The 19,118-nt window shown below is 62.9% G+C and carries 16 protein-coding genes and 1 riboswitch; of the genes, 5 read left to right on the plus strand and 11 right to left on the minus strand.

Translation table 11 applies throughout. The features are described from left to right. Nucleotides 1–29 precede the first annotated feature (29 nt). Nucleotides 30–1,025, minus strand: coding sequence for a thiamine ABC transporter substrate binding subunit (gene thiB, locus ACX3P1_RS07555; protein WP_459078943.1), 996 nt, complete (start codon nucleotides 1,023–1,025; stop codon nucleotides 30–32). Nucleotides 1,026–1,068: 43 nt separating this feature from the next. Next, nucleotides 1,069–1,183, minus strand: a riboswitch (TPP riboswitch). 101 nt (nucleotides 1,184–1,284) lie between these two features. On the opposite strand from thiB, the gene ACX3P1_RS07560 reads away from it, so the two are divergent. Both ACX3P1_RS07560 and ACX3P1_RS07565 read left to right on the plus strand, forming a co-directional pair. Further along, on the plus strand, nucleotides 1,285–1,929 hold the full coding sequence (locus ACX3P1_RS07560) for a thiamine diphosphokinase (RefSeq protein ID WP_459078944.1): 645 nt from the start codon (nucleotides 1,285–1,287) through the stop codon (nucleotides 1,927–1,929). A 3-nt stretch (nucleotides 1,930–1,932) separates the two neighbouring features. Next, nucleotides 1,933–3,747 (plus strand): ABC-F family ATP-binding cassette domain-containing protein, encoded by a 1,815-nt coding sequence (locus tag ACX3P1_RS07565; protein WP_459078945.1) that lies wholly within the window; start codon nucleotides 1,933–1,935, stop codon nucleotides 3,745–3,747. A 3-nt stretch (nucleotides 3,748–3,750) separates the two neighbouring features. On the opposite strand, the gene ACX3P1_RS07570 is transcribed toward ACX3P1_RS07565, so the two are convergent. From ACX3P1_RS07570 to ACX3P1_RS07580, 3 genes are all read right to left on the minus strand, one after another. After that, nucleotides 3,751–4,401 carry a LysE family translocator gene (locus ACX3P1_RS07570; RefSeq protein ID WP_459078946.1) on the minus strand — a complete coding sequence of 217 codons (651 nt, stop codon included), beginning with the start codon at nucleotides 4,399–4,401 and terminating at the stop codon, nucleotides 3,751–3,753. Between the two features lie 60 nt (nucleotides 4,402–4,461). Further along, on the minus strand, nucleotides 4,462–5,979 hold the full coding sequence (locus ACX3P1_RS07575; protein WP_459078947.1) for a hypothetical protein: 1,518 nt from the start codon (nucleotides 5,977–5,979) through the stop codon (nucleotides 4,462–4,464). Between the two features lie 66 nt (nucleotides 5,980–6,045). Next, on the minus strand, nucleotides 6,046–7,344 hold the full coding sequence (locus tag ACX3P1_RS07580) for an adenylosuccinate synthase (protein WP_459078948.1): 1,299 nt from the start codon (nucleotides 7,342–7,344) through the stop codon (nucleotides 6,046–6,048). A 203-nt stretch (nucleotides 7,345–7,547) separates the two neighbouring features. On the opposite strand from ACX3P1_RS07580, the gene ACX3P1_RS07585 reads away from it, so the two are divergent. After that, the gene (locus tag ACX3P1_RS07585; RefSeq protein WP_459078949.1) at nucleotides 7,548–8,447 is read left to right on the plus strand and encodes a DMT family transporter; all 900 of its coding nucleotides are present in this window, start codon (nucleotides 7,548–7,550) and stop codon (nucleotides 8,445–8,447) included. Nucleotides 8,448–8,508: 61 nt separating this feature from the next. Here ACX3P1_RS07585 and ACX3P1_RS07590 read toward each other — a convergent pair whose 3' ends face one another. The 6 genes from ACX3P1_RS07590 to ACX3P1_RS07615 form a co-directional block, all read right to left on the minus strand. Further along, nucleotides 8,509–9,093 carry a CarD family transcriptional regulator gene (locus ACX3P1_RS07590; RefSeq protein WP_459078950.1) on the minus strand — a complete coding sequence of 195 codons (585 nt, stop codon included), beginning with the start codon at nucleotides 9,091–9,093 and terminating at the stop codon, nucleotides 8,509–8,511. A 344-nt stretch (nucleotides 9,094–9,437) separates the two neighbouring features. After that, complete coding sequence (gene fdxA, locus ACX3P1_RS07595) at nucleotides 9,438–9,776, minus strand: ferredoxin FdxA (protein WP_459078951.1); 339 nt, start codon at nucleotides 9,774–9,776, stop codon at nucleotides 9,438–9,440. A 147-nt stretch (nucleotides 9,777–9,923) separates the two neighbouring features. Continuing rightward, on the minus strand, nucleotides 9,924–10,301 hold the full coding sequence (locus tag ACX3P1_RS07600; RefSeq protein WP_459078952.1) for an RNA-binding S4 domain-containing protein: 378 nt from the start codon (nucleotides 10,299–10,301) through the stop codon (nucleotides 9,924–9,926). 49 nt (nucleotides 10,302–10,350) lie between these two features. Beyond that, the gene (locus tag ACX3P1_RS07605) at nucleotides 10,351–13,734 is read right to left on the minus strand and encodes a helicase-related protein (RefSeq protein WP_459078953.1); all 3,384 of its coding nucleotides are present in this window, start codon (nucleotides 13,732–13,734) and stop codon (nucleotides 10,351–10,353) included. Nucleotides 13,735–14,376: 642 nt separating this feature from the next. Beyond that, nucleotides 14,377–15,099: an acetoacetyl-CoA reductase gene (gene phbB / locus ACX3P1_RS07610; RefSeq protein ID WP_459078954.1), complete on the minus strand. Its 723-nt coding sequence runs from the start codon at nucleotides 15,097–15,099 to the stop codon at nucleotides 14,377–14,379. Between the two features lie 121 nt (nucleotides 15,100–15,220). Next, nucleotides 15,221–16,408 (minus strand): acetyl-CoA C-acetyltransferase, encoded by a 1,188-nt coding sequence (locus tag ACX3P1_RS07615; protein WP_459078955.1) that lies wholly within the window; start codon nucleotides 16,406–16,408, stop codon nucleotides 15,221–15,223. Nucleotides 16,409–16,667: 259 nt separating this feature from the next. Here ACX3P1_RS07615 and phaR point away from each other — a divergent pair, with 259 nt between their 5' ends. Further along, nucleotides 16,668–17,279, plus strand: a complete 612-nt coding sequence (phaR, locus tag ACX3P1_RS07620) for a polyhydroxyalkanoate synthesis repressor PhaR (RefSeq protein WP_459078956.1) — start codon at nucleotides 16,668–16,670, stop codon at nucleotides 17,277–17,279. 84 nt (nucleotides 17,280–17,363) lie between these two features. Here the strand turns inward: phaR and ACX3P1_RS07625 are convergent, their stop codons facing one another. Then, complete coding sequence (locus ACX3P1_RS07625) at nucleotides 17,364–17,870, minus strand: AMP-binding protein (protein WP_459078957.1); 507 nt, start codon at nucleotides 17,868–17,870, stop codon at nucleotides 17,364–17,366. A gap of 169 nt (nucleotides 17,871–18,039) precedes the next feature. On the opposite strand from ACX3P1_RS07625, the gene ACX3P1_RS07630 reads away from it, so the two are divergent. Continuing rightward, the gene (locus tag ACX3P1_RS07630; protein ID WP_459078958.1) at nucleotides 18,040–19,104 is read left to right on the plus strand and encodes a dipeptidase; all 1,065 of its coding nucleotides are present in this window, start codon (nucleotides 18,040–18,042) and stop codon (nucleotides 19,102–19,104) included. The last annotated feature ends 14 nt before the right edge of the window (nucleotides 19,105–19,118 follow it).

Below are 19,118 nucleotides of genomic sequence, written 5' to 3' on the forward strand. Positions count from 1 at the left end.
ATCCCTCTGATCAGACAGCGTCGTCAATTTTACTTACTCATCACATCAAGCCACTCGCTCACCCATGCCTTGCGATTAGCGGCAACTTCCTCCGGCGAAAACAGCAGCGTCTTGGCCGGCTTCACCAACTTGTCGAAAGCTGGATCGAGCGGCTTGTCCATCTTGCCGGCCGGGAACATCCAGTTGGTTTCGGGGATGGCGTCCTGGAATTTCGGGCCGGTCATGAACGCCATGAACTTCTGCGACAGCGGATTTTTCGCGCCGGTGGTGGTGACGCCCGCGACCTCGATCTGGAGATAGTGGCCTTCGGCAAAGGATGCCGCCTGGTAGCGGTCGGTCTTCTCCGCGATCATGTGATAGGCAGGCGAGGTCGTGTAGGACAGCACCATCGGCGCTTCGCCCTTGGTGAACAGGCCGTAGGCCTCGCTCCAACCCGGCGTCACCGTCAGCACGCGATCCTTGAGCTTGGCCCAGGCTTCCGGAGCCTTGTCGCCATAGACCGAGCGCACCCACAAAAGCAGGCCGAGGCCCGGGGTCGAGGTGCGCGGATCCTGAATGGCGATTTTCTGGGCCGGATCGCCCTCGACCAGTTCCTTCATGCTTGTCGGCGGGTTCTTCAGCTTTTCGGTATCGTAGACGACGGCGAAATAACCGTAGTCATAGGGCACGAAAATAGCGTCGCTCCAGCCGCCCGGAACGGTCACGTCGGATACCGCGCCATGCGGCACGAACAGCCCTGTCGCCTTGGCTTCCTCGGTCAAATTGGTGTCGAGGCCCAGCACCACATCGGCCTTGGTCGAAGCGCCTTCCAGCTTGACGCGGTTGAGCAGCGCCACGCCGTCGGCGACCGAAACGAAGTCGACCTCGCAGCCGCATTCCGCCTCGAACGCCTTCTTCACCTGCGGGCCGGGGCCCCATTCGGCGGTAAAACTTTCATAGGTATAAACGGTGAGTTTTTCCGCCGCCGAAGCGGGAGAAACGAGCAGCGCAAGGGCTGGAATGATGAGTAGGGACAAAATGCGCATCGGCGCCTCCTTCGCAAAGTGTTGAAAGGAATTGAGGCGTCGGGCTACCGAAGCATCTAATCCCTCCGCCGGTACAAACCGGATCAGGTTCAGCGGGTTGGCAGGATTGCCTCTCAGCCGGTCCACGAAAAACGCGTCCGGCACCCCGTTAGAGCACCCTGAGACATAGGGTGGGATCGGGTGGGAGGCAAGCGAAGTTTGTCGCGGTGATGCAAGCGCGGCTTCCGTTTCCGATGCCGGGCTGATAGAGGCGTCGGCCATGAGCCAATTCACCATCCTGCTTGGCGGCGATCTCGTGCGCACGCCTTTGCTTGAACGGCAGATCGCGGGCACCCGCATCATCGCCGCCGATGCCGGCATCGGCCACGCGGCCATGCTGGGATTGGTGCCGGAATTGTGGGTCGGCGATTTCGATTCCGTGCCGCCCAATTTGCCAGATCATCTCGCCTCGACGCTGCGGCAGACCTTTCCGCCGGAAAAAGACAAGACCGATGGCGAACTGGCGATCGCGGCAGCCCTTGAACGCGGCGCAACCTCGCTGGTCCTTGCCGGGGCTTTCGGCGGCGCGCGCGCCGATCACGCCTTCCTGCATCTGGCGCTGGCGGTGCAACTTGCCGAAAGCGGAACCGGGATCCTGCTGACCAGCGGCGCGCAGGAAGGCATTCCACTGCTCGCCGGCACGCACGAATTCGACTACGCCACCGGCACGCTGTTTTCCGTCCTCGGATTTTCCGATCTTTCCGGCCTGACCGTCGAGGGCGCGAAATGGCCGCTGAACAATGTCGAGGTCGCCTTCGGTTCGTCGCTGACGATTTCCAACGAAGTCAGGGGCCGGCTGCGCGTCACGCTTGGCAGCGGCCGCGCCATGCTGCTGGCTCATCCCTATCCGCTGGCAGGAAGCTGAAAAATGGCCCCTCCGCTGCTTAATCTCGACGGGATAAAACTGACTTTCGGCGGTACACCGCTGCTCGACGGCACGGAACTGATGGCGTCCGCCGGCGACAAGATCGCGCTGGTCGGCCGCAACGGCTCCGGCAAATCGACGCTGCTGAAAATCGCGGCAGGGCTGATCGAGCCGCAGGACGGCGAGGTCTTCCGCCAGCCTTCGGCGACCATCCGCTATCTGTCGCAAGTACCGGACATGGATGGGTTCGACAGCGTGCGCGCCTATGTCGAGGCGGGTCTCGGGCCGGCCGACGATCCGCATCGCGCCACCTACCTGATGGAGCATCTGGGGCTTACGGGTGAAGAACGCCCGGCCGAACTTTCAGGCGGCGAGGCACGGCGCGCCGCCCTTGCTCGCGTCATGGCGCCAGAGCCGGATATCATGCTGCTCGACGAGCCGACCAACCATCTCGACCTTCAGGTCATCGAGTGGCTGGAAGAGGAACTGGTGCGCACGTCGTCGGCGCTGATCGTCATTTCGCATGACCGCCGTTTTCTGGAACGCGTGTCGCGGGCAACGGTTTGGCTCGATCGCGGCCAGACGCGGCGGCTGGACAAGGGTTTTGGCCATTTCGAGGCATGGCGCGACCAGGTGCTGGAAGAGGAAGAACGCGACCAGCACAAGCTTGGCCGCCAGATCGTGCGCGAGGAACACTGGCTGCGCTATGGCGTGACCGCGCGGCGCAAGCGCAACATGCGGCGTCTGGGCGAATTGCAGACCATGCGCCAGCAGTTTCGCAGTCATCGTGGGGCCGAGGGTTCTGCCACCATGACGGCCAGCGACGCGGCCGAATCCGGCAAGTTGGTGATCGAAGCCAGGAATATCGGCAAGAGCTTTGGCGATCTCACCGTGGTCGACGGCTTTTCGACGCGCATCCAGCGCGGCGACCGCATCGGCCTGGTCGGGCCGAACGGGGCCGGCAAGACGACGTTGCTGAAGATGCTGACCGGTGAACTGCAACCGGACACGGGGTCGGTGCGGCTCGGCACCAATCTGGAGATCGCCACGCTCGACCAGAAGCGCGAGGCGGTCGATCCGGCCGAGACGCTGGCGCAGTACCTCACCGACGGGCGCGGCGAAAATCTCGTCATCAATGGCGAGCAGCGCCACGTCGTTTCCTACATGAAGGATTTTCTGTTCAAGGCCGAGCAGGCGCGCACGCCAGTCCGAGAACTGTCTGGCGGCGAGCGGGCGCGGCTCATCCTGGCGCGGGTGCTGGCACGGCCGGCAAACCTTCTGGTGCTGGACGAGCCGACCAACGATCTCGACATGGAAACGCTGGAACTGTTGCAGGAATTGGTCGCGGGCTTTGCTGGCACGGTCATCCTGGTCAGCCACGACCGCGATTTTCTCGACCGCACCGTCACCAGCATCATCGCGCCGGACGGCAATGGAAGCTGGATCGAATATGCCGGCGGCTATTCCGACATGCTGGCGCAGCGCGGCGGCACAAGGCTGGACGACCGCAAGGCGCGCGCGAAGCTGCAAGCGGGCGCATTGACGGAGAAGCCCGAACCCGCCGCGCCAAAAGGGCCCGCGAAAAAACTGTCGTTCAAGCAGAAATTTGCATTGGATACACTGCCGAAGAAGATCGAGGCGGTGACGCAATCCATCGCACGGCTGGAAAACAACATCGCCGATCCGGCCTATTACGAACGCGACCCTTCATCGTTCCAGCAGACCATCGCCGCGCTCGACAAGGAACGCGTCACGCTGGCCGCGCTGGAAGAAGAATGGCTGGAACTGGAAATGCTGCGCGAGGAACTGGAGGGGTAGCGCCTATTTGCGGTGGTTCCCGGCAAAAGCCGCCGTCAGGCCGAGCCCTATAAACAAAGTACCGGTGACATACCGTTCGAAGCGCAGATAGCTCCCGCTTTGCCGCAGGCGGTCGCCGAGCGCCCCGGCAGCTATTGCATAGCAGCCGTCGCTGATGAAGCCGAGCAGGGTGAACAGTAGCCCGAGAAAGGCGATCTGCATGGCGATATGCCCACGCCCGACTTCCACGAACTGCGGCAGGAATGCAAGGAAGAACAACGCCGTCTTCGGGTTGAGCAAATTGACGATGAAGCCGTCACGAAAGAGCCGCGCATAGCTGCGGCTTTTGCCTTCGATCTCGATGGCGGGGTCTTCCGAGCCACCGAATATCTTCTTGAGTCCCAACCAGATCAGATAGGCCGCGCCGACATATTTGACGATCGCGAAAGCAATCGCCGAGGAGGCCAGCACCGCCGAGAGGCCGAGCGCGGCGGCCGCTACATGGACGAGTGTCGCAGAATGGATGCCGACATCGGAAACGAAGCCTGCAGCCCGTCCCTGCGCGACGGACCGCGCCACGATGTAGAGCACGGCCGGTCCTGGAACGACCAGCAGCACCAAGGCGGCGACGGTGAACAGACCTATATTTGCGGTGCCAGGAATGACGATTTCCATGGAATTCTCTTTTCTCAGTCCACCGTAACAACGTACGAGTTCGGTGGAAAGAGGCCAGCCTCACCCCGCCGTCTTGGCAGCCCAGGCTTTCAGGGCTTCGTCGAAGACCTTGTCGCCCGGTATGCCTTTTTCCATGGTCAGCAGCGCGCGGCGGCCGGATTTATAGATGACCGGCACGTCGATCCAGTCCTGGTTTCGCAGCAGGGCCAGGTTGGTGGCCTCGTCCGCCTTGGTGTCGTTGAGCGCGACAAGGAAGAACCCGTCGGCGATCTTGGCGGGAATGCCGATCAGCGGGCTGCCGGCGTCCTGCTCGGAGGTTTTCATCGCCACGCGCAGGATGTTATCGATGCCGCCGCCCTCGAAGCTGTCCGGGGTAAGGAAGATCAGCTCGATGATATGGCTGGCCGGCAGCGACGCGTCGGTGTTACGGCGGATGGTCATGCGCAACTGGACGTCCTTGCCGGGGATGGTCGCTTCGGCGCGGATCGCGGGCTCCGGCGGGGCGTCGCCGCCGGGCGATTCCTGCACCAGAGACCAGACTATGCTGCCGGGCTCGGCCGAGCCCTGCGCGACATTGGTGCGCTCTTCATAGAAGATCGCTTTTTGCCCGACCGCCAGCGGGGCCTCTATCGCGGGCGGGGCGGGGTTGCTTGCCGGTGCGGCCGCGGGCGTTCCGGCCGATCCGGCTGGTGCCGTTGGTGTATTTGGCGCGACCTCCGGGGGCGGCGTTGTCAGTGCCACCACGGAGGTGCCTTCGCCGATGCTGCTTTCGCCGCCGGCCGGGCCTGGATCGGTTTCCTTTCCGTCGGCGTTCAGCCGCTGGGTGAATTTCGGCGGCTCGCTGGTTTCGGCGGGTGCGGGAGTGGGAGCGGGCGTATTGGATGCCGGCGCGGCCGGCGCTAGCGGTTCCAGCTTCACGGTTTCCGTCTTGCCGGCGCCAAACATGCCCTTGAAGGCATCGGCATTCAACCAGATGCCATAGCCGCCGGCCGCGATAACCAGCAGCGCCACGCCTGCGGCGATCAGGCCGCTGCGGCCGCGCTTGGGCCCGAACGACCGCGAATCCTCGGGAATGTCGGTTTCGGGTTCTGCGCTTGAATAAGAAGGGAGATTGTCGGCGGCAACGGGAGCGTCCGGCCCCGAGCGTCGGTCCGCGCTGCCGCGCGCGGTCTCGGCAGCGGGCGCATCCTTGCGGACCGCCTGGCCATACTGCGCGCCGCCGACGGGCGCGGCCTGCACCTGCGGGGCCGGCGCAGGCTCGGTCCTGGCTGTCGGGCTGGAGTGGCTTGGCTGGTTCCTGTTGCGGTCGATGGAGGAAAAGATGTTTTCCAGTTCGGCCAGCGGATCCGATGCCGGGGCTGGCGCAGGTACAGCGTAAGTCTGCTCGACGGTTGCGATGGCATCTTCCAGCGCGCGCTTCTGACGCTCGGCAACACTGGCGGCCGGCGGCGGGTCGATGGCTGCAAGCTTGGCCGCGATGGTCGACCTTGCCTTGTCATAGACCCGCGAACGCGTTGCCGGCGTCGTTGCGCCCATGCCGTCGATTGTTTTTCTCAAAACAGCAACGAAATCTGCCATGCTTCAGTCGACCTGTCTTCATTTCCCGCGAGCGCCTAAATCATGGCAATGCCGGAAAGACCTCAATTAATCCTGAAAGGGATCGGTCACGAGAATCGTGTCATCCCGTTCCGGGCTGGTGGAGAGCAGCGCAACCGGCGCGCCGATCAGTTCCTCGATATGGCGGACATATTTGACGGCCTGCGCGGGAAGATCGTTCCAGCTTCTGGCGCCGGCGGTCGTGCCTGTCCACCCTTCCAGCGTCTCATAGACCGGTTCGACGCGCGCCTGCGCTCCCTGGCTTGCCGGCAGATAGTCTATCAGTTCGCCGTCGAGACGATAAGCGGTGCAGACCTTGATCTCGTCCAGCCCGTCGAGCACGTCGAGCTTGGTCAGCGCAATGCCCTTGATGCCGTTGACCGCGACGGCCTGGCGCACCAGAACGGCGTCGAACCAGCCGCAGCGGCGCTTACGGCCGGTAACGACGCCGAATTCATGGCCCTTGGTGCCGAGGAATTCGCCGATCTCGTTCTGCTGCTCGGTCGGGAACGGTCCCTCGCCGACCCGCGTCGTATAGGCCTTGGTGATGCCCAGCACGTAGCCGATGGCGTTCGGGCCGACGCCCGAACCGGCCGCGGCCTGGCCGGCGACGGTGTTCGAGGAGGTGACGAACGGATAGGTGCCATGGTCGATGTCGAGCAGGGTTCCCTGCGCGCCTTCAAACAGGATTCGCTGGCCTGCGCGGCGGCGGTCGTCCAGGACTTTCCAGACACGATCGACATAGGGGAGGATCCGGTCGGCAACCGAGGTGAGTTCTTGCATGAGCGTCTCATGCGCAACCTCTGACTGGCCAAGACCGCGCCGCAAGGCGTTATGGTGCGTGAGCAGCCTGTCGATCTTCAAGGGAAGTGTTTCCAAATTCGCCAAATCCATCACCCGGATCGCGCGGCGGCCCACCTTGTCCTCATAGGCGGGGCCGATGCCACGGCGGGTCGTGCCGATCTTCGTGCCGGAATCGGAAGCGGCGTCCTCGCGAAAGCCGTCCAGTTCCCGGTGCACGGAAAGGATGAGCGCCGTGTTTTCGGCTATTTTCAGGCAATCGGGCGTTATATCGACGCCCTGCGCCTTCAGTTTCGCCATTTCGGCTACGAAAGCGTGCGGGTCGAAGACGACACCGTTGCCGATGATCGACAGCTTGCCCTTGCGCACCACGCCCGACGGCAGCAGCGACAATTTATATACCGTGCCGTCCACGACCAGCGTATGGCCGGCATTGTGGCCGCCCTGAAACCGCACGACGACATCGGCGCGCTCCGACAGCCAATCGACTATCTTGCCCTTGCCTTCGTCGCCCCACTGCGAACCGACGACCACCACATTGGCCATAGTGTCTTCCCTTCAATCCGTGCAAAGAAGCCGCAGCGACTGCTGCCAAACGACAGGCCTCTATAGCGTCAAGACATGGCGAGCGCGACCATTCTTTGCCGGGCGAATCGCGCCGAGGCACAACAATTTTCGCTTTTCGCATCCTTTACTTGCGTAAATCCACGCCATAAGCCGACTGACGCCCGAGCATACGGATTTCTGCCATGCATAAAAAAGCCTATCTGCTGCTTCTGGCGACCACGCTGTTCTGGGCCGGCAATGCCGTAGCCGGCAAACTGGCGGTCGGGCATGTGTCGCCGATGCTGTTGAACGCCGCCCGCTGGTGTTTCATGCTCGCCCTGCTGCTGGCGGTCGGCCAACGGCATCTGGCCGCGGACCGGGCGGCCATCCGGGGCCATTGGCGGTTCCTGCTTTTTATGGGCGCGCTCGGCTTCACTGGCTTCAGCGTGGCCATGTACAGCGCGCTGGTCTACACGTCCGCCACCAATGTCAGCATCGAGCAGGGTGGCATGCCGCTGTTCGTCTTCCTGGCGTCGTTCCTGTTGTTTGGGACGCGGACCACGTCGGGGCAGGCGGCCGGCTTCGTGCTTTCCTTTATCGGCGTCGTGGTCACGGCGATCCACGGTAATGTCTACAACCTGCTTCATCTCGACATGAATTTCGGCGATGCGCTGATGCTTCTGGCGATCATCGCCTTCGGCTTCTATACGGCGGCGGTGCGGCGAATGCCCGATATTCACTGGATAAGCCTGATGACGGCCCTGTGCATCGGCGCGGTCATCGGCGCCGTTCCCTTCGTTGTCGCGGAAGCCGTTTCCGGCTCCCTGCTGCTGCCCGACATGCAGGGCTGGATGGTCATCGCCTATGCGATCGTGTTCCCCTCGCTGATGGCGCAGGCCTTCTACGTGCGGGCGGTGGAGGAGATCGGCCCCAACAGGGCCGGCGTTTTCATCAACCTCCTGCCCTTGTGGGGTGTCCTGCTTTCCGGCGTCATTCTCGGTGAAACCTTCCAAGCCTATCACGCGGTTGCGCTGGCGCTGGTGGTGCTGGGCGTGCTGATTGCGGAATATAGCGGCCTCAGGCTACAGAACGCGCCGAGGTGAGGCGCCAAAAACAAAGCCCGGCGCGAGGCCGGGCTTTGTTCGGATTGGGGTGGTGCAGGACTCAGGCGGCTTCTTCCTGCTCGGCTTCCTCGTTGTCGGCCTTGGCGCCGCGCTTGGGGCCCTTGTTGAGGTTCACCTCGATGAGACGAACGGCCTCGGTTTCCGACATATGGTTGACGGCCGCGATCTCGCGGGCCATCCGGTCCAAGGCCGCCTCATAGAGCTGCCGCTCGGAATAGGACTGCTCGGGCTGGTTGTCGGCGCGGTAGAGGTCGCGAACCACTTCCGCGATCGAGATAAGATCGCCCGAATTGATCTTGGCGTCGTATTCCTGCGCGCGGCGCGACCACATGGTGCGCTTGACGCGGGCACGGCCCTGCACGACCTTGAGCGCGCGCTCGACATAGTCTTCTTCCGACAGCTTGCGCATGCCGATGGAGGTCGCCTTGGCGACCGGCACCTTCAGCCGCATCTTGTCCTTCTGGAAATCGATGACGAAAAGCTCGAGCTTGTGTCCCGCAACTTCCTGTTCGTCGATCGAGACGATCTGGCCGACGCCATGGGCCGGATAGACAATGAACTCGCCTGTCTTGAAACCGTGGCGCGCCGGTGTTGCGGCCTTCTTCTGCGGGGTCGTCGTTGCCATTACGCATGAACTCCTTCGTTGTGGTGCCGGCAGTTGCCAGCCGAGCCCGAATGGCCGGAAACTTCCGGCTTGGTCGCCAGCCACAGATGAACCACCCGAAAACAGACCCCAGAGCCAGCGACCCGCATAAGCGGTCGCCTGGCCCAGATTGCTCTGGTCCGGATTAAGGAAGTTCACCCTTCAGTGATTTAGGCGTCTATCGCCATAGATCGACATTGTGTCTGGCATGTTGGGGGCTTGATAACACAAAAAGTCGGAAGAATCAAGAATTTGCTGCATGCGCGAAGGCGCAGTGCAAGTGTCAACCGGCTAAATAGCCGGCCGCACCCGGCAATCGGCTGAACTCAGTCGCCCTGGCCCGGCTCGGCAGAGAAATACTTCTCGAACTTGTCGGTTTCGCCGTCAAAGGCCTTGGCATCCGCCGGCGGGTCGCGCTTGACGGCGATATTGGGCCATTTATCCGCATATTCGGCGTTGACCTGCAGCCACTTGTCCAGGCCGGAGTCGGTGTCGGCCTTGATCGCATCGGCGGGGCATTCGGGCTCGCACACGCCGCAGTCGATGCACTCGTCGGGGTGGATGACGAGCATGTTCTCGCCTTCGTAGAAACAGTCGACCGGACAGACCTCGACGCAATCCATGTATTTGCATTTGATGCAATTATCAGTAACGACATAGGTCATCGGTCGGCTCCGGGAAGTCCCGTACGTGTCATTCTATGCCGGGGAGGTAACGCCTTTGCCAGTCCCTTGCAAGGGACAGACGCCCATGCAAATCGGCGCAGGCGGAACGAATTTCCAATCGGCCGCATAGGAGCGAACAGGGCCGCCTCACTCATGGCCGAAGAACCGGTCCGTCTGGCGACGTTCCTTTTTAGTCGGCCGGCCGCTGCCGGGATCCCGCTGCGGAGCAGTGACGGCTTCCTTGTTCGAAACGGGCGCAGGCGTCATATCCAGGTAGAGCGTACGGGCCTCTTCCGCCGGGCCGCGTCTTGCGCCCGCCGCAACCACCTTCCAGATGCGGACGGTGCGCTCGAGCGTGAGGGTCAAAACATCCCCCGGCTTGACCAGATCGGATGCCTGCGCTGCTTTGTCGCTGTTGATGCGAACGCGCCCGCCGACCACCAGCTTTGCCGCCAGCGAGCGGGATTTGACCGCCCGCGAAAAGAACAGCCATTTGTCGATGCGCTGGCGACCGTCTGCGGCCATCGGCTTCAGCCGGCGGAAGCGAAGGCCGGTTGCAAGGCCAGCGCCGGCATCATTTCTTCAACTGGTCGCGAAGTGCCGCGAGCTTGGCGAAGGGCGAATCCGGGTCGAAGCGCACGGGGCGTTCCTCGCGCGGCTGGAACGCAGGTTTGCCCGGCGCACCAGCAGAACCGTCCGGCCTGCCCTGCCTATTCGGCCGGTGTCGATCCTGACGCTCACCCTGCGGCTTGCCACGGCCTTCGGTCGGCTGGCCCTCGACAGGCTTGCCCTTGTAGCGGCTGCGGTCGAAGCGCGGGCGGCCTTTGCCCTTGTCGGCTTCGCCGGCCGGTTCGCCAGGTGCCCGTTCTCCAGCGGCCACGGCCGGGGCGTTGCGTGCCTGCCCGCCGCGCGGACGGTTGTCGTTACGATGATTGCCGCGAGGCCGCTCAAAGCGGGCCTGCCGCCACAACAGAATGGGCTTGGGCTGTTCTTCGGGAGCGGGTTCTTCGGCCTTAACGTCCGGTGTGGGAATGTCGGCCGCGATTTCCGGCGCGGCGGCTTCTTCAACGGCTTCTTGGACGGTTTCCGGCGTGGGAGTTTCCGCTGCCGTCTCGACGCTCTCAACCGGAGTTTCGACGGAGGCCGTCGCCTCCACGGGAGCCGCTTCAGCTTCCTCTGCGGGCACAGCCTCGGCTGGCGTCTCCGCAACGGGTTCAGCAACCGGCTGCTCTTCTTCCGCAACGTCAGCGGGCGTGTCCGCCTGCTCTTCCACAGCCTGCGCCGTTTCCGAAGCAGCTTGCGCCGCCGGCTCTGCTAAAGGCATTTCCTCCGCTGCAGGTTCCGCTGCCTCGGCCGAAACTTCGCCAGCGGCATCGGCAGCCGCTGTCTCAGCTGTCTCGGCCTGCTCCGCGCGCGCTGCTTCTTCCGCCGCCTGCTTCGCCTCTTCGGCCTCGCGGGCGGCGGTGTCCTGCGCCTCCAGCCTGGCCTTTACTTCCACCGCCGGCTTCGGATCGGCGCGATAGCCGAGACCCTTGAGGATTTCTTCCATGTCGTCGGCGTTGGCGCCGAGAATCGACATCATCGGTGGCGTCACCATGAAGGCCTGGCCGTCATAGGCGCCTTCCGGTCGCGCGCCGAGGCCCGGCTTCCAGTTGGTCGCCGGGCGGATGAGATCGGCCAGCCGCTCCAGAATGTCGATACGTACGGCTCTGCGGCCGAGATTGCGATAGCCGGCAAGCTTGTAGAAAGCAGGGTCGAAGGCAGGGTCGATGACGACCGAGGTGCGGCCCGAAGCCAGCGCGTGGACCACGTCGCCGAAGCCGGGCTTGTCCTTGCCGTCGTTCTTCAGCGCCCACAAAAGCGTTATCAGCCCCGCCGGCGCCGGCTTGACCAGCGCGGGCACGAACACATGGTAGGCGCCGAAGCGCACGCCGAGGCGGCGCAGGGCCGCGCGGCCTTCCTGTTCCAGCGTCTTCATTTCGCCCGCAATGTCGCGGCGGTTGATGAGGCCGAAATTCTCGACCAACTGGAAGGCGATGCCGCGCGCGATGCCGGAAACCTGCTCGGCGTTCTTCAGATCGACCAGCGGCTTCAAAAGAAGCTCGATCTGGAAATTGACGAAACGTTCCGCCCTGGCCGCGACCTTGTCGCGCGCGGGGCCGGTCAGTTGTTCGTCGGCCAAAAGGACAAGGCGCGGCTTGAGCGCGTCCTCGCCGGCCACAAGCGTGCCGATCGGCGCGCCGATCCAGCGCAGCGTGCCGTCCGAACCCAGTGCGATATCGCCATTGGCGCAAGCCGCAAACCGCTCGGCGCGGGCGTCGAACTCGGTGCCGAGCGCTTTTTGCGCGGCGGCCTTGACCGCCTTGGCGTCTTCGCCGCCAGCGCTCTGGTCGGCGGTAAATCGGAACCCTTGCAACTCGCCAACATGGTGGCCTTCGACAAGAACGGTTCCGGCAGGACTAATTTCAGCTTCAGGCATCGTGTTTTCTCTAAGGCGGCGCATGAGGACGGAAGTCCTGCGGTCTACAAAACGTTTCGTCAACCGCTCATGCAGCGCATCCGACAATCTGTCTTCGATTTCTCGCGTCTTTTGCTGCCAGTGTGCCTGATCGGCAAGCCATCCGGGGCGGTTGGACACGAAAGTCCAGGTTCGGATCTGCGCGATGCGGTGCGACAGCGTGTCGATATCGCCTTCGGTTGTGTCGGCGCGGCGTACCTGTTCGGCCATGTAATTTCCATCGACATGGCCGTGCCGGGCAAGGTCCATGTAGATGGAGGCGATCAGATCGGCATGCTGGGCCGGCGCGATCCGTCGATAGTCGGGCAGGGCGCAGGCTTCCCACAACAGCGCCACGCGTTCGCGCCCCGTTGCCAGCGCGCGGATTTCGGCGTCGCGCGAAAGCTGTTCCAGCGCCTGCGCGTCGACGGCCGGCAAGGCGCGGGTCAGTCCCTCGACCGGCGCATTGGTCTCGATCGAGCGCTTCAGCGCATCGAGGCTGGCAAAGTCGAAAGCGGGGGTGCGCCATTGCAGCACTTTCACCGGCTCGAAATCGTGGCCTTCGATCTTCTGGATCAGATCGTCGTCGAACGGATCGACCCGACCGGTGACGCCAAAGGTGCCGTCGCGCAGATGCCGCCCGGCGCGGCCGGCGATCTGGCCAAGCTCGGCGGCGGTGAGTTGGCGATACTGGAAGCCGTCGAACTTGCGGTTCTGGGCGAAGGCGACATGATCGACGTCGAGATTGAGCCCCATGCCGATGGCATCGGTGGCGATCAGGTAATCGACGTCGCCGGACTGGTAGAGCGCCACCTGCGCATTGCGGGTGCGGGGGCTGAGTGCGCCGAGCACGACGGCGGCACCCCCTTGCTGGCGGCGGATCAGTTCGGCGATGGCGTAGACCTCGTCCGCCGAAAAGGCGACGATGGCCGTGCGGCGCGGCAGCCGCGTCAGCTTTTTCGAGCCGGCATAGGCAAGGTGCGAAAGGCGCGGCCGCGTCACCACGGAAACGCCGCGCAACAGCTTTTGCAGGATGCCGTGCATGGTGGCCGCGCCCAGAAGCAGCGTTTCCTGACGGCCGCGCAGATGCAGGATGCGGTCGGTAAAGATATGGCCGCGCTCCAGGTCGCCGGCAAGCTGCACTTCATCCAGCGCAACGAATGCCACATCGGTTTCGCGCGGCGTCGCTTCCACGGTGCAGACCGAATATTTCGCACCCTTGGGCTGGATTTTTTCCTCGCCGGTTATCAGCGCCACCTTGTGGGCGCCGACCTTCTCGCAAACGCGGGCATAGACTTCGCGTGCAAGCAGCCGCAGCGGCAGGCCGATGATGCCGCTTTCATGCGCCACCATCCGTTCGATGGCCAGATGCGTCTTGCCGGTATTGGTCGGCCCCAGAACGGCGGTCACGTCACGGCCGGACAGGATCAGCGGGTCGGTCTGTTTGGGCTGGATGTTCATCGACGCGGAAGAAAAACCTTATAGGCCGTAGGGACGAACGACACATAGGCATTTGACAGCCCAAGCGAAAGCCGAATGTTCCTGCTCCGTGTCGTGCCTCTCTCTCGAGAGCGGGTCTGCGGCGCGGAATTAACAAGTGGAACGGGACTGGAACGAATCGGCGACGAATCGCTGACTCGGCCTGATTCAGGGTTTGTTCACGGCTACATGTAGTTCTTTCTCGCGGAGATTTACCACATGCTGAATCACGGAGGCTCGCCGTGATGCCAGTGGAGCCGCCGCCGTTAACTTCTGCCGGCGGGTGGCCGTCGAGTCAGGGTTTCGCTCCTGCAAAGCCTTGAAATCTTTTATCTTTTGCTAACGGACGTTAACCCTTTTCTGCCGCTTCGCGCGCTCTCCATTAACCTATCGGCCAAAACCGGAACGAAACGGCGACGAATCAGCGATGGGCAAATTTTCCCGTTTTGTTCACGGCAACATCTTGTGTTGTGTACAGCTTGTCCACCGACAATCCACAGGCCGGACGCAGGGGCGGACCGACAAGGGCGGCCGCCGTTAAGGCTTGCGTGCCGGATCGGGACAGGTGGCCAGAAAAAAGGCGGCCCGCAAGCGGCCCGCCTTAACCATGTGATGCTCGTGCGTTCAGGTGAAATACTGTCCGCCATTGGCCGTGATGGTCGAGCCTGTGATGAAGCTGGCATCGTCGGAGGCCAGGAAAACCACGCAGCGCGCGATTTCTTCCGGCTCGCCGAGCCGCCCGACCGGGATCTGGGCGATGATGGATTCGCGTACCTTTTCGGGAACCGCCATGACCATGTCGGTGGCGATGTAGCCGGGACAGATTGCATTGACCGTGATGCCCGCGCGCGCGCCCTCTTGTGCAAGGGCTTTCGTGAAGCCGATGTCGCCGGCCTTGGAGGCGGAATAGTTGGCCTGGGCGAACTGGCCCTTCTGGCCGTTGATGGAAGAGATGGTAATGACGCGGCCGAACTTGCGCTCACGCATGCCATTCCAGAGCGGATGCGTCATGTTGAAGGCGCCGTTGAGGTTGGTGTCGATCACCTCTTTCCACTGCTCGCGGGTCATCTTGTGGAACGGCGCGTCGCGGGTGATGCCGGCATTGTTGACCAGCACAGAGACCGGACCGAGGTCGGCTTCGACCTGTTTTATGCCGGCGGCGCAGGCATCATAGTCGGCAACCGACCATTTGTAGGTCTTGATGCCCGTATCGGCGGTGAATTTCTGTGCCGCCTCGTCATTGCCGCAGTAGTTCGCAGCCACTGTATAGCCGGCCTTCTTGAGGGCTATCGCAATGGCCGCGCCGATGCCGCGCGTGCCGCCTGTGACGATTGCAACCTTGGTCATGAATGTTCTCCTCCCGTTGGTTGGAGAAGCGAATAGAGAGTAGCGAATTGCGAGTAGGGAAGTCGTCCCGACTGGTTTTCGCTCTTCTCGCCCTATTCGCTACCCCCTATTGGCCATTCGCTCAGTTCATCGCTTCCACGCACATGGCGACGCCCATGCCGCCGCCTATGCACAGCGTGGCAAGACCCTTCTTCGCGCCGCGGCGCTTCATTTCGAACACCAGCGTGTTGAAGACGCGTGCGCCCGAAGCGCCGATCGGATGGCCGATGGCGATCGCGCCGCCATTGACGTTGACGATCGCCGGGTCCCAGCCCATGTCCTTGTTGACGGCGCAGGCCTGCGCGGCGAAGGCCTCGTTGGCCTCGACCAGATCGAGATCGCCGACCGACCAGCCTGCTTTTTCCAAAGCGCGGCGCGAGGCCGGGATCGGGCCGGTGCCCATGATCGCCGGATCGACGCCGGCGGTCGCCCACGATGCGATGCGCACCAGTGGGGTGAGGCCGCGGTGCACCGCTTCCGCCTCGCTCATCAAAAGCGCGCCGGCCGCGCCATCGTTGATGCCGGATGCGTTGGCGGCGGTTACCGTGCCTTCTTTGTCGAAGGCCGGCTTCAGCTTGGTCATGGCGTCCATGGTCGCGCCATGGCGGATATATTCGTCCTGGTCGACGACGGTATCGCCCTTGCGGCCCTTGACCGTGAAGGCGACGATCTCGTCCTTGAATTTGCCGGCGTTCTGCGCCGCCTCGGCCTTGTTTTGCGAGGCAAGCGCAAACCGATCCTGCTCGTCGCGGGTGATCTGGAATTGCTTGGCGACGTTCTCGGCGGTCGTGCCCATGTGATAGCCGTTGAAAGCATCCCACAACCCGTCCTTGATCATCGTATCGATCAGTTTCAGATCGCCCATCTTGGTGCCGGAACGCAGATGCTGGGCATGCGTCGACAACGACATGGATTCCTGGCCGCCGGCGATGATGATTTTGGCGTCACCGGCCGCAATCTGCTGCATGCCGAGCGCAATCGCGCGCAGGCCCGAGCCGCAGACCTGGTTGAGGCCCCATGCGGTCGTTTCTTTCGGCAGGCCGGCATTGATCGAGGCCTGGCGGGCCGGGTTCTGTCCCTGTGCAGCCGTCAGGACCTGCCCGAGAATGACTTCGTTGACCTCGGCCGGCTCGACGCCGGCGCGGACCAGAAGCTCGCGGATGACCGTCGCGCCCAGATCATGCGCCGGCGTGTTGGCAAACGCTCCGTTGAAGGATCCAACAGGTGTGCGCGCCGCGCTGGCGACGACGATGGCATTGGCAGCAGGCATTTTTTTCTCCAGTACGGACAGGATGGCCAAGGGTTGTGGATACTTTTCTTGCCCTTTCCAACCTCCGAGTCAAACCGGAAATGGTGCTCCTATCATGTGCTTTCGAGGAGAAAGCTTACCATAGGGGCGCTTTGCAGCGCCAAAAGCTCCCGCACTGCACAAACTACTTGGAATCGTATCGCTTTTGCGCAATCCTCGAAAAAACGTGCAATGTCGCCGGCTACCCATATCGGGTTTGCCGGCCCCCGGGAGGATGCTGATGGCAGCAAAAAACGAACCGGTGGTGATCAAGAAATACGCCAACCGCCGCCTCTACAATACGGGCACCAGCACCTATGTGACGCTCGAGGATCTTGCCGAGATGGTCAAGAAGGGCGAGGAGTTCACGGTCCAGGACGCCAAGACCGGCGACGATATCACCCATCCGGTGCTGACCCAGATCATCTTCGAGCTGGAAAACAAGGATGGGCAGAACATGCTGCCCGTGCCTTTCTTGCGCCAGTTGATCGCCTTTTATGGCGACCAGATGCAGTCGATCGTGCCCAGCTTCCTCGAACAGTCGATGAGCGCCTTTTCCAAGGAGCAGTCGCGGTTTCGCGAGCAGATGAAAGCGTCGCTGGCAAAGTCGCCCATTGATGTCATGAAGTCGCCGATCAAGGCGCTCGAAGAGCAGACGCGCCGCAACATGGAGATGTTCCAGAACGCCATGCGGATGTTCACGCCATTTCCGCAAGGCGGAACCGGCGTCGGCCCCGAGCCGGAGGCGACCGAGGAACAGGCCGGCGGGCAAGCGCCGGAAAAATCCGACGACCTTCAGCAGTTGAAGGAGCAGATCGCAGCCATGCAGCGCAAGCTGGACACCATGTCCTGAGTTTACGCGACGCGCCCGGCCTGAAACGACCGGGCGCGTTGCCAAACTCTTGATACATGGAGCGGGGGCACAGGGCGCTCCGCCCTATTTGCCGGCGTCGAAAGTCTGGCCGAAACGCTGGCGCAGCATGTTCTTCTGCACCTTGCCCATCGTATTGCGCGGCAACTCGTCGATGAGAAAAACACGGGCGGCTGCTTGAAGCGGGCGAGCTTTGGGCCGATGCCGGCCAGCAGCGCGGCTTCGTCCGGGTAAAAACCGTTTTTTAGGACCACCACCGCGACCACGGCCTCGCCGAGGTATGGGTGCGGCGACTTCGCTTGCCGTATAGGCGGTGTTCAGCGGCAGGAAGACCGCGCCTGCGGTAATGCAGGCCGCATAAACCGCCAGCGCCTCGGTCGATTTTTTCGCCTGCAGCGTAACCCGGGCGCCGGGGCCGATGCCGCTGACAGCCAATGCATGGGCAAGACGCGCGGTGAGACGAAGGAACTCGCCATACGAGATGGCGCGGCCATCCTTCAGTGTGAGGAACGGCCGTTCGCTTTGCCCATGGGGCCGGAAAGAGCGTCGTAAAGCGTATTGGCCATGCCGCATTCTCCCCAAACCTCAGATGTCCTTTCCAGCACCCCGGCGGCGCAGCCACAAGACCCAAACTGCATCTGGCCTTTGCACGCATCGGCCAATGTGCCTAAACAGGGGTGTCGTTTCCGGGCGGGCCAGAAGCGCTGCGGGCATCTTTCCACGAAATCGAATGGTTCCAAGCATGACAGAAACTCCTCTCGTTCCCGTTTTCGACGGCCACAACGACACGCTGCTCAAGCTCTATCTGTCGCCCGAGGCGGACAAGGAAAAGCTGTTCGTTGAAGGTGCTCCGGCCGACTGGCACATAGACCTGCCGCGCGCGAAAAAAGGGGGCTTTGCCGGCGGCATGTTCGCGATTTTTCCGCCGCCGCTGGAAAAGCGCAAGAAGGTCGACGGTCCCGGTCCCATGCCCGGCAACGATGAACCGCTGCCGCCGGAACTGCCGATGAACGATGCGCGCGTCTCGACGCTCGCCATGGCGTCGATCCTGTTCAAGCTCGAGCGCGCCGGCGCGCTGACCGTCTGCCGAAGTGCGGCCGACATTCGCGCCGCGATAGGGCGCGGCTCGCTTGCCGCCGTCTTCCACATCGAGGGCGTCGAGGCGATCGATCCCGACCTGGCCATGCTCGATGTGCTTTATGCCGCCGGCCTGCGCTCGCTGGGCATCGTCTGGAGCCGGCCAAACGCGTTCGGCAACGGCGTGCCATTCCGGTTTCCGGCCTCGCCCGATATCGGCGATGGCCTGACCGACGCCGGCAAAAATCTGGTCAAGGCCTGCAACCGGCTAAGAATCCAGATCGATCTTTCGCATCTCAACGAGAAGGGTTTTCGCGATGTGGCGGCCCTTTCGGATGCGCCGCTGGTCGCCACGCATTCGAACGTCCATGCGATCTGCGCCAGTGCCCGCAACCTGACCGCGTGGCAGCTTGGCGCGATCCGCGACAGCAAGGGCATGGTCGGCCTGAATTTCGCCACCGGCTTCCTCAATCCGCAAGGCTCCGCCGGCCGGGGCGCCGATCTCGACATGATGATCCGCCACGTCGATGCCATGCTGGAAACGGTAGGCGAGGACGGCGTCGGGCTGGGCTCCGATTTCGACGGTGCGCCGATACCTTCGGAAATCGGCGACGTGTCGGGCTTGCCAAGACTGATCGAGGCCTTCGAAAAGCATGGCTACGGCAAGGAACTGATCGAGAAGATTGCGTGGAAAAACTGGGTGAACGTGCTAGAGCGGTCGATCGGTTAAACCTGCCGAGTTTC

The sequence above is a fragment of the Mesorhizobium sp. A623 genome (assembly GCF_054489405.1).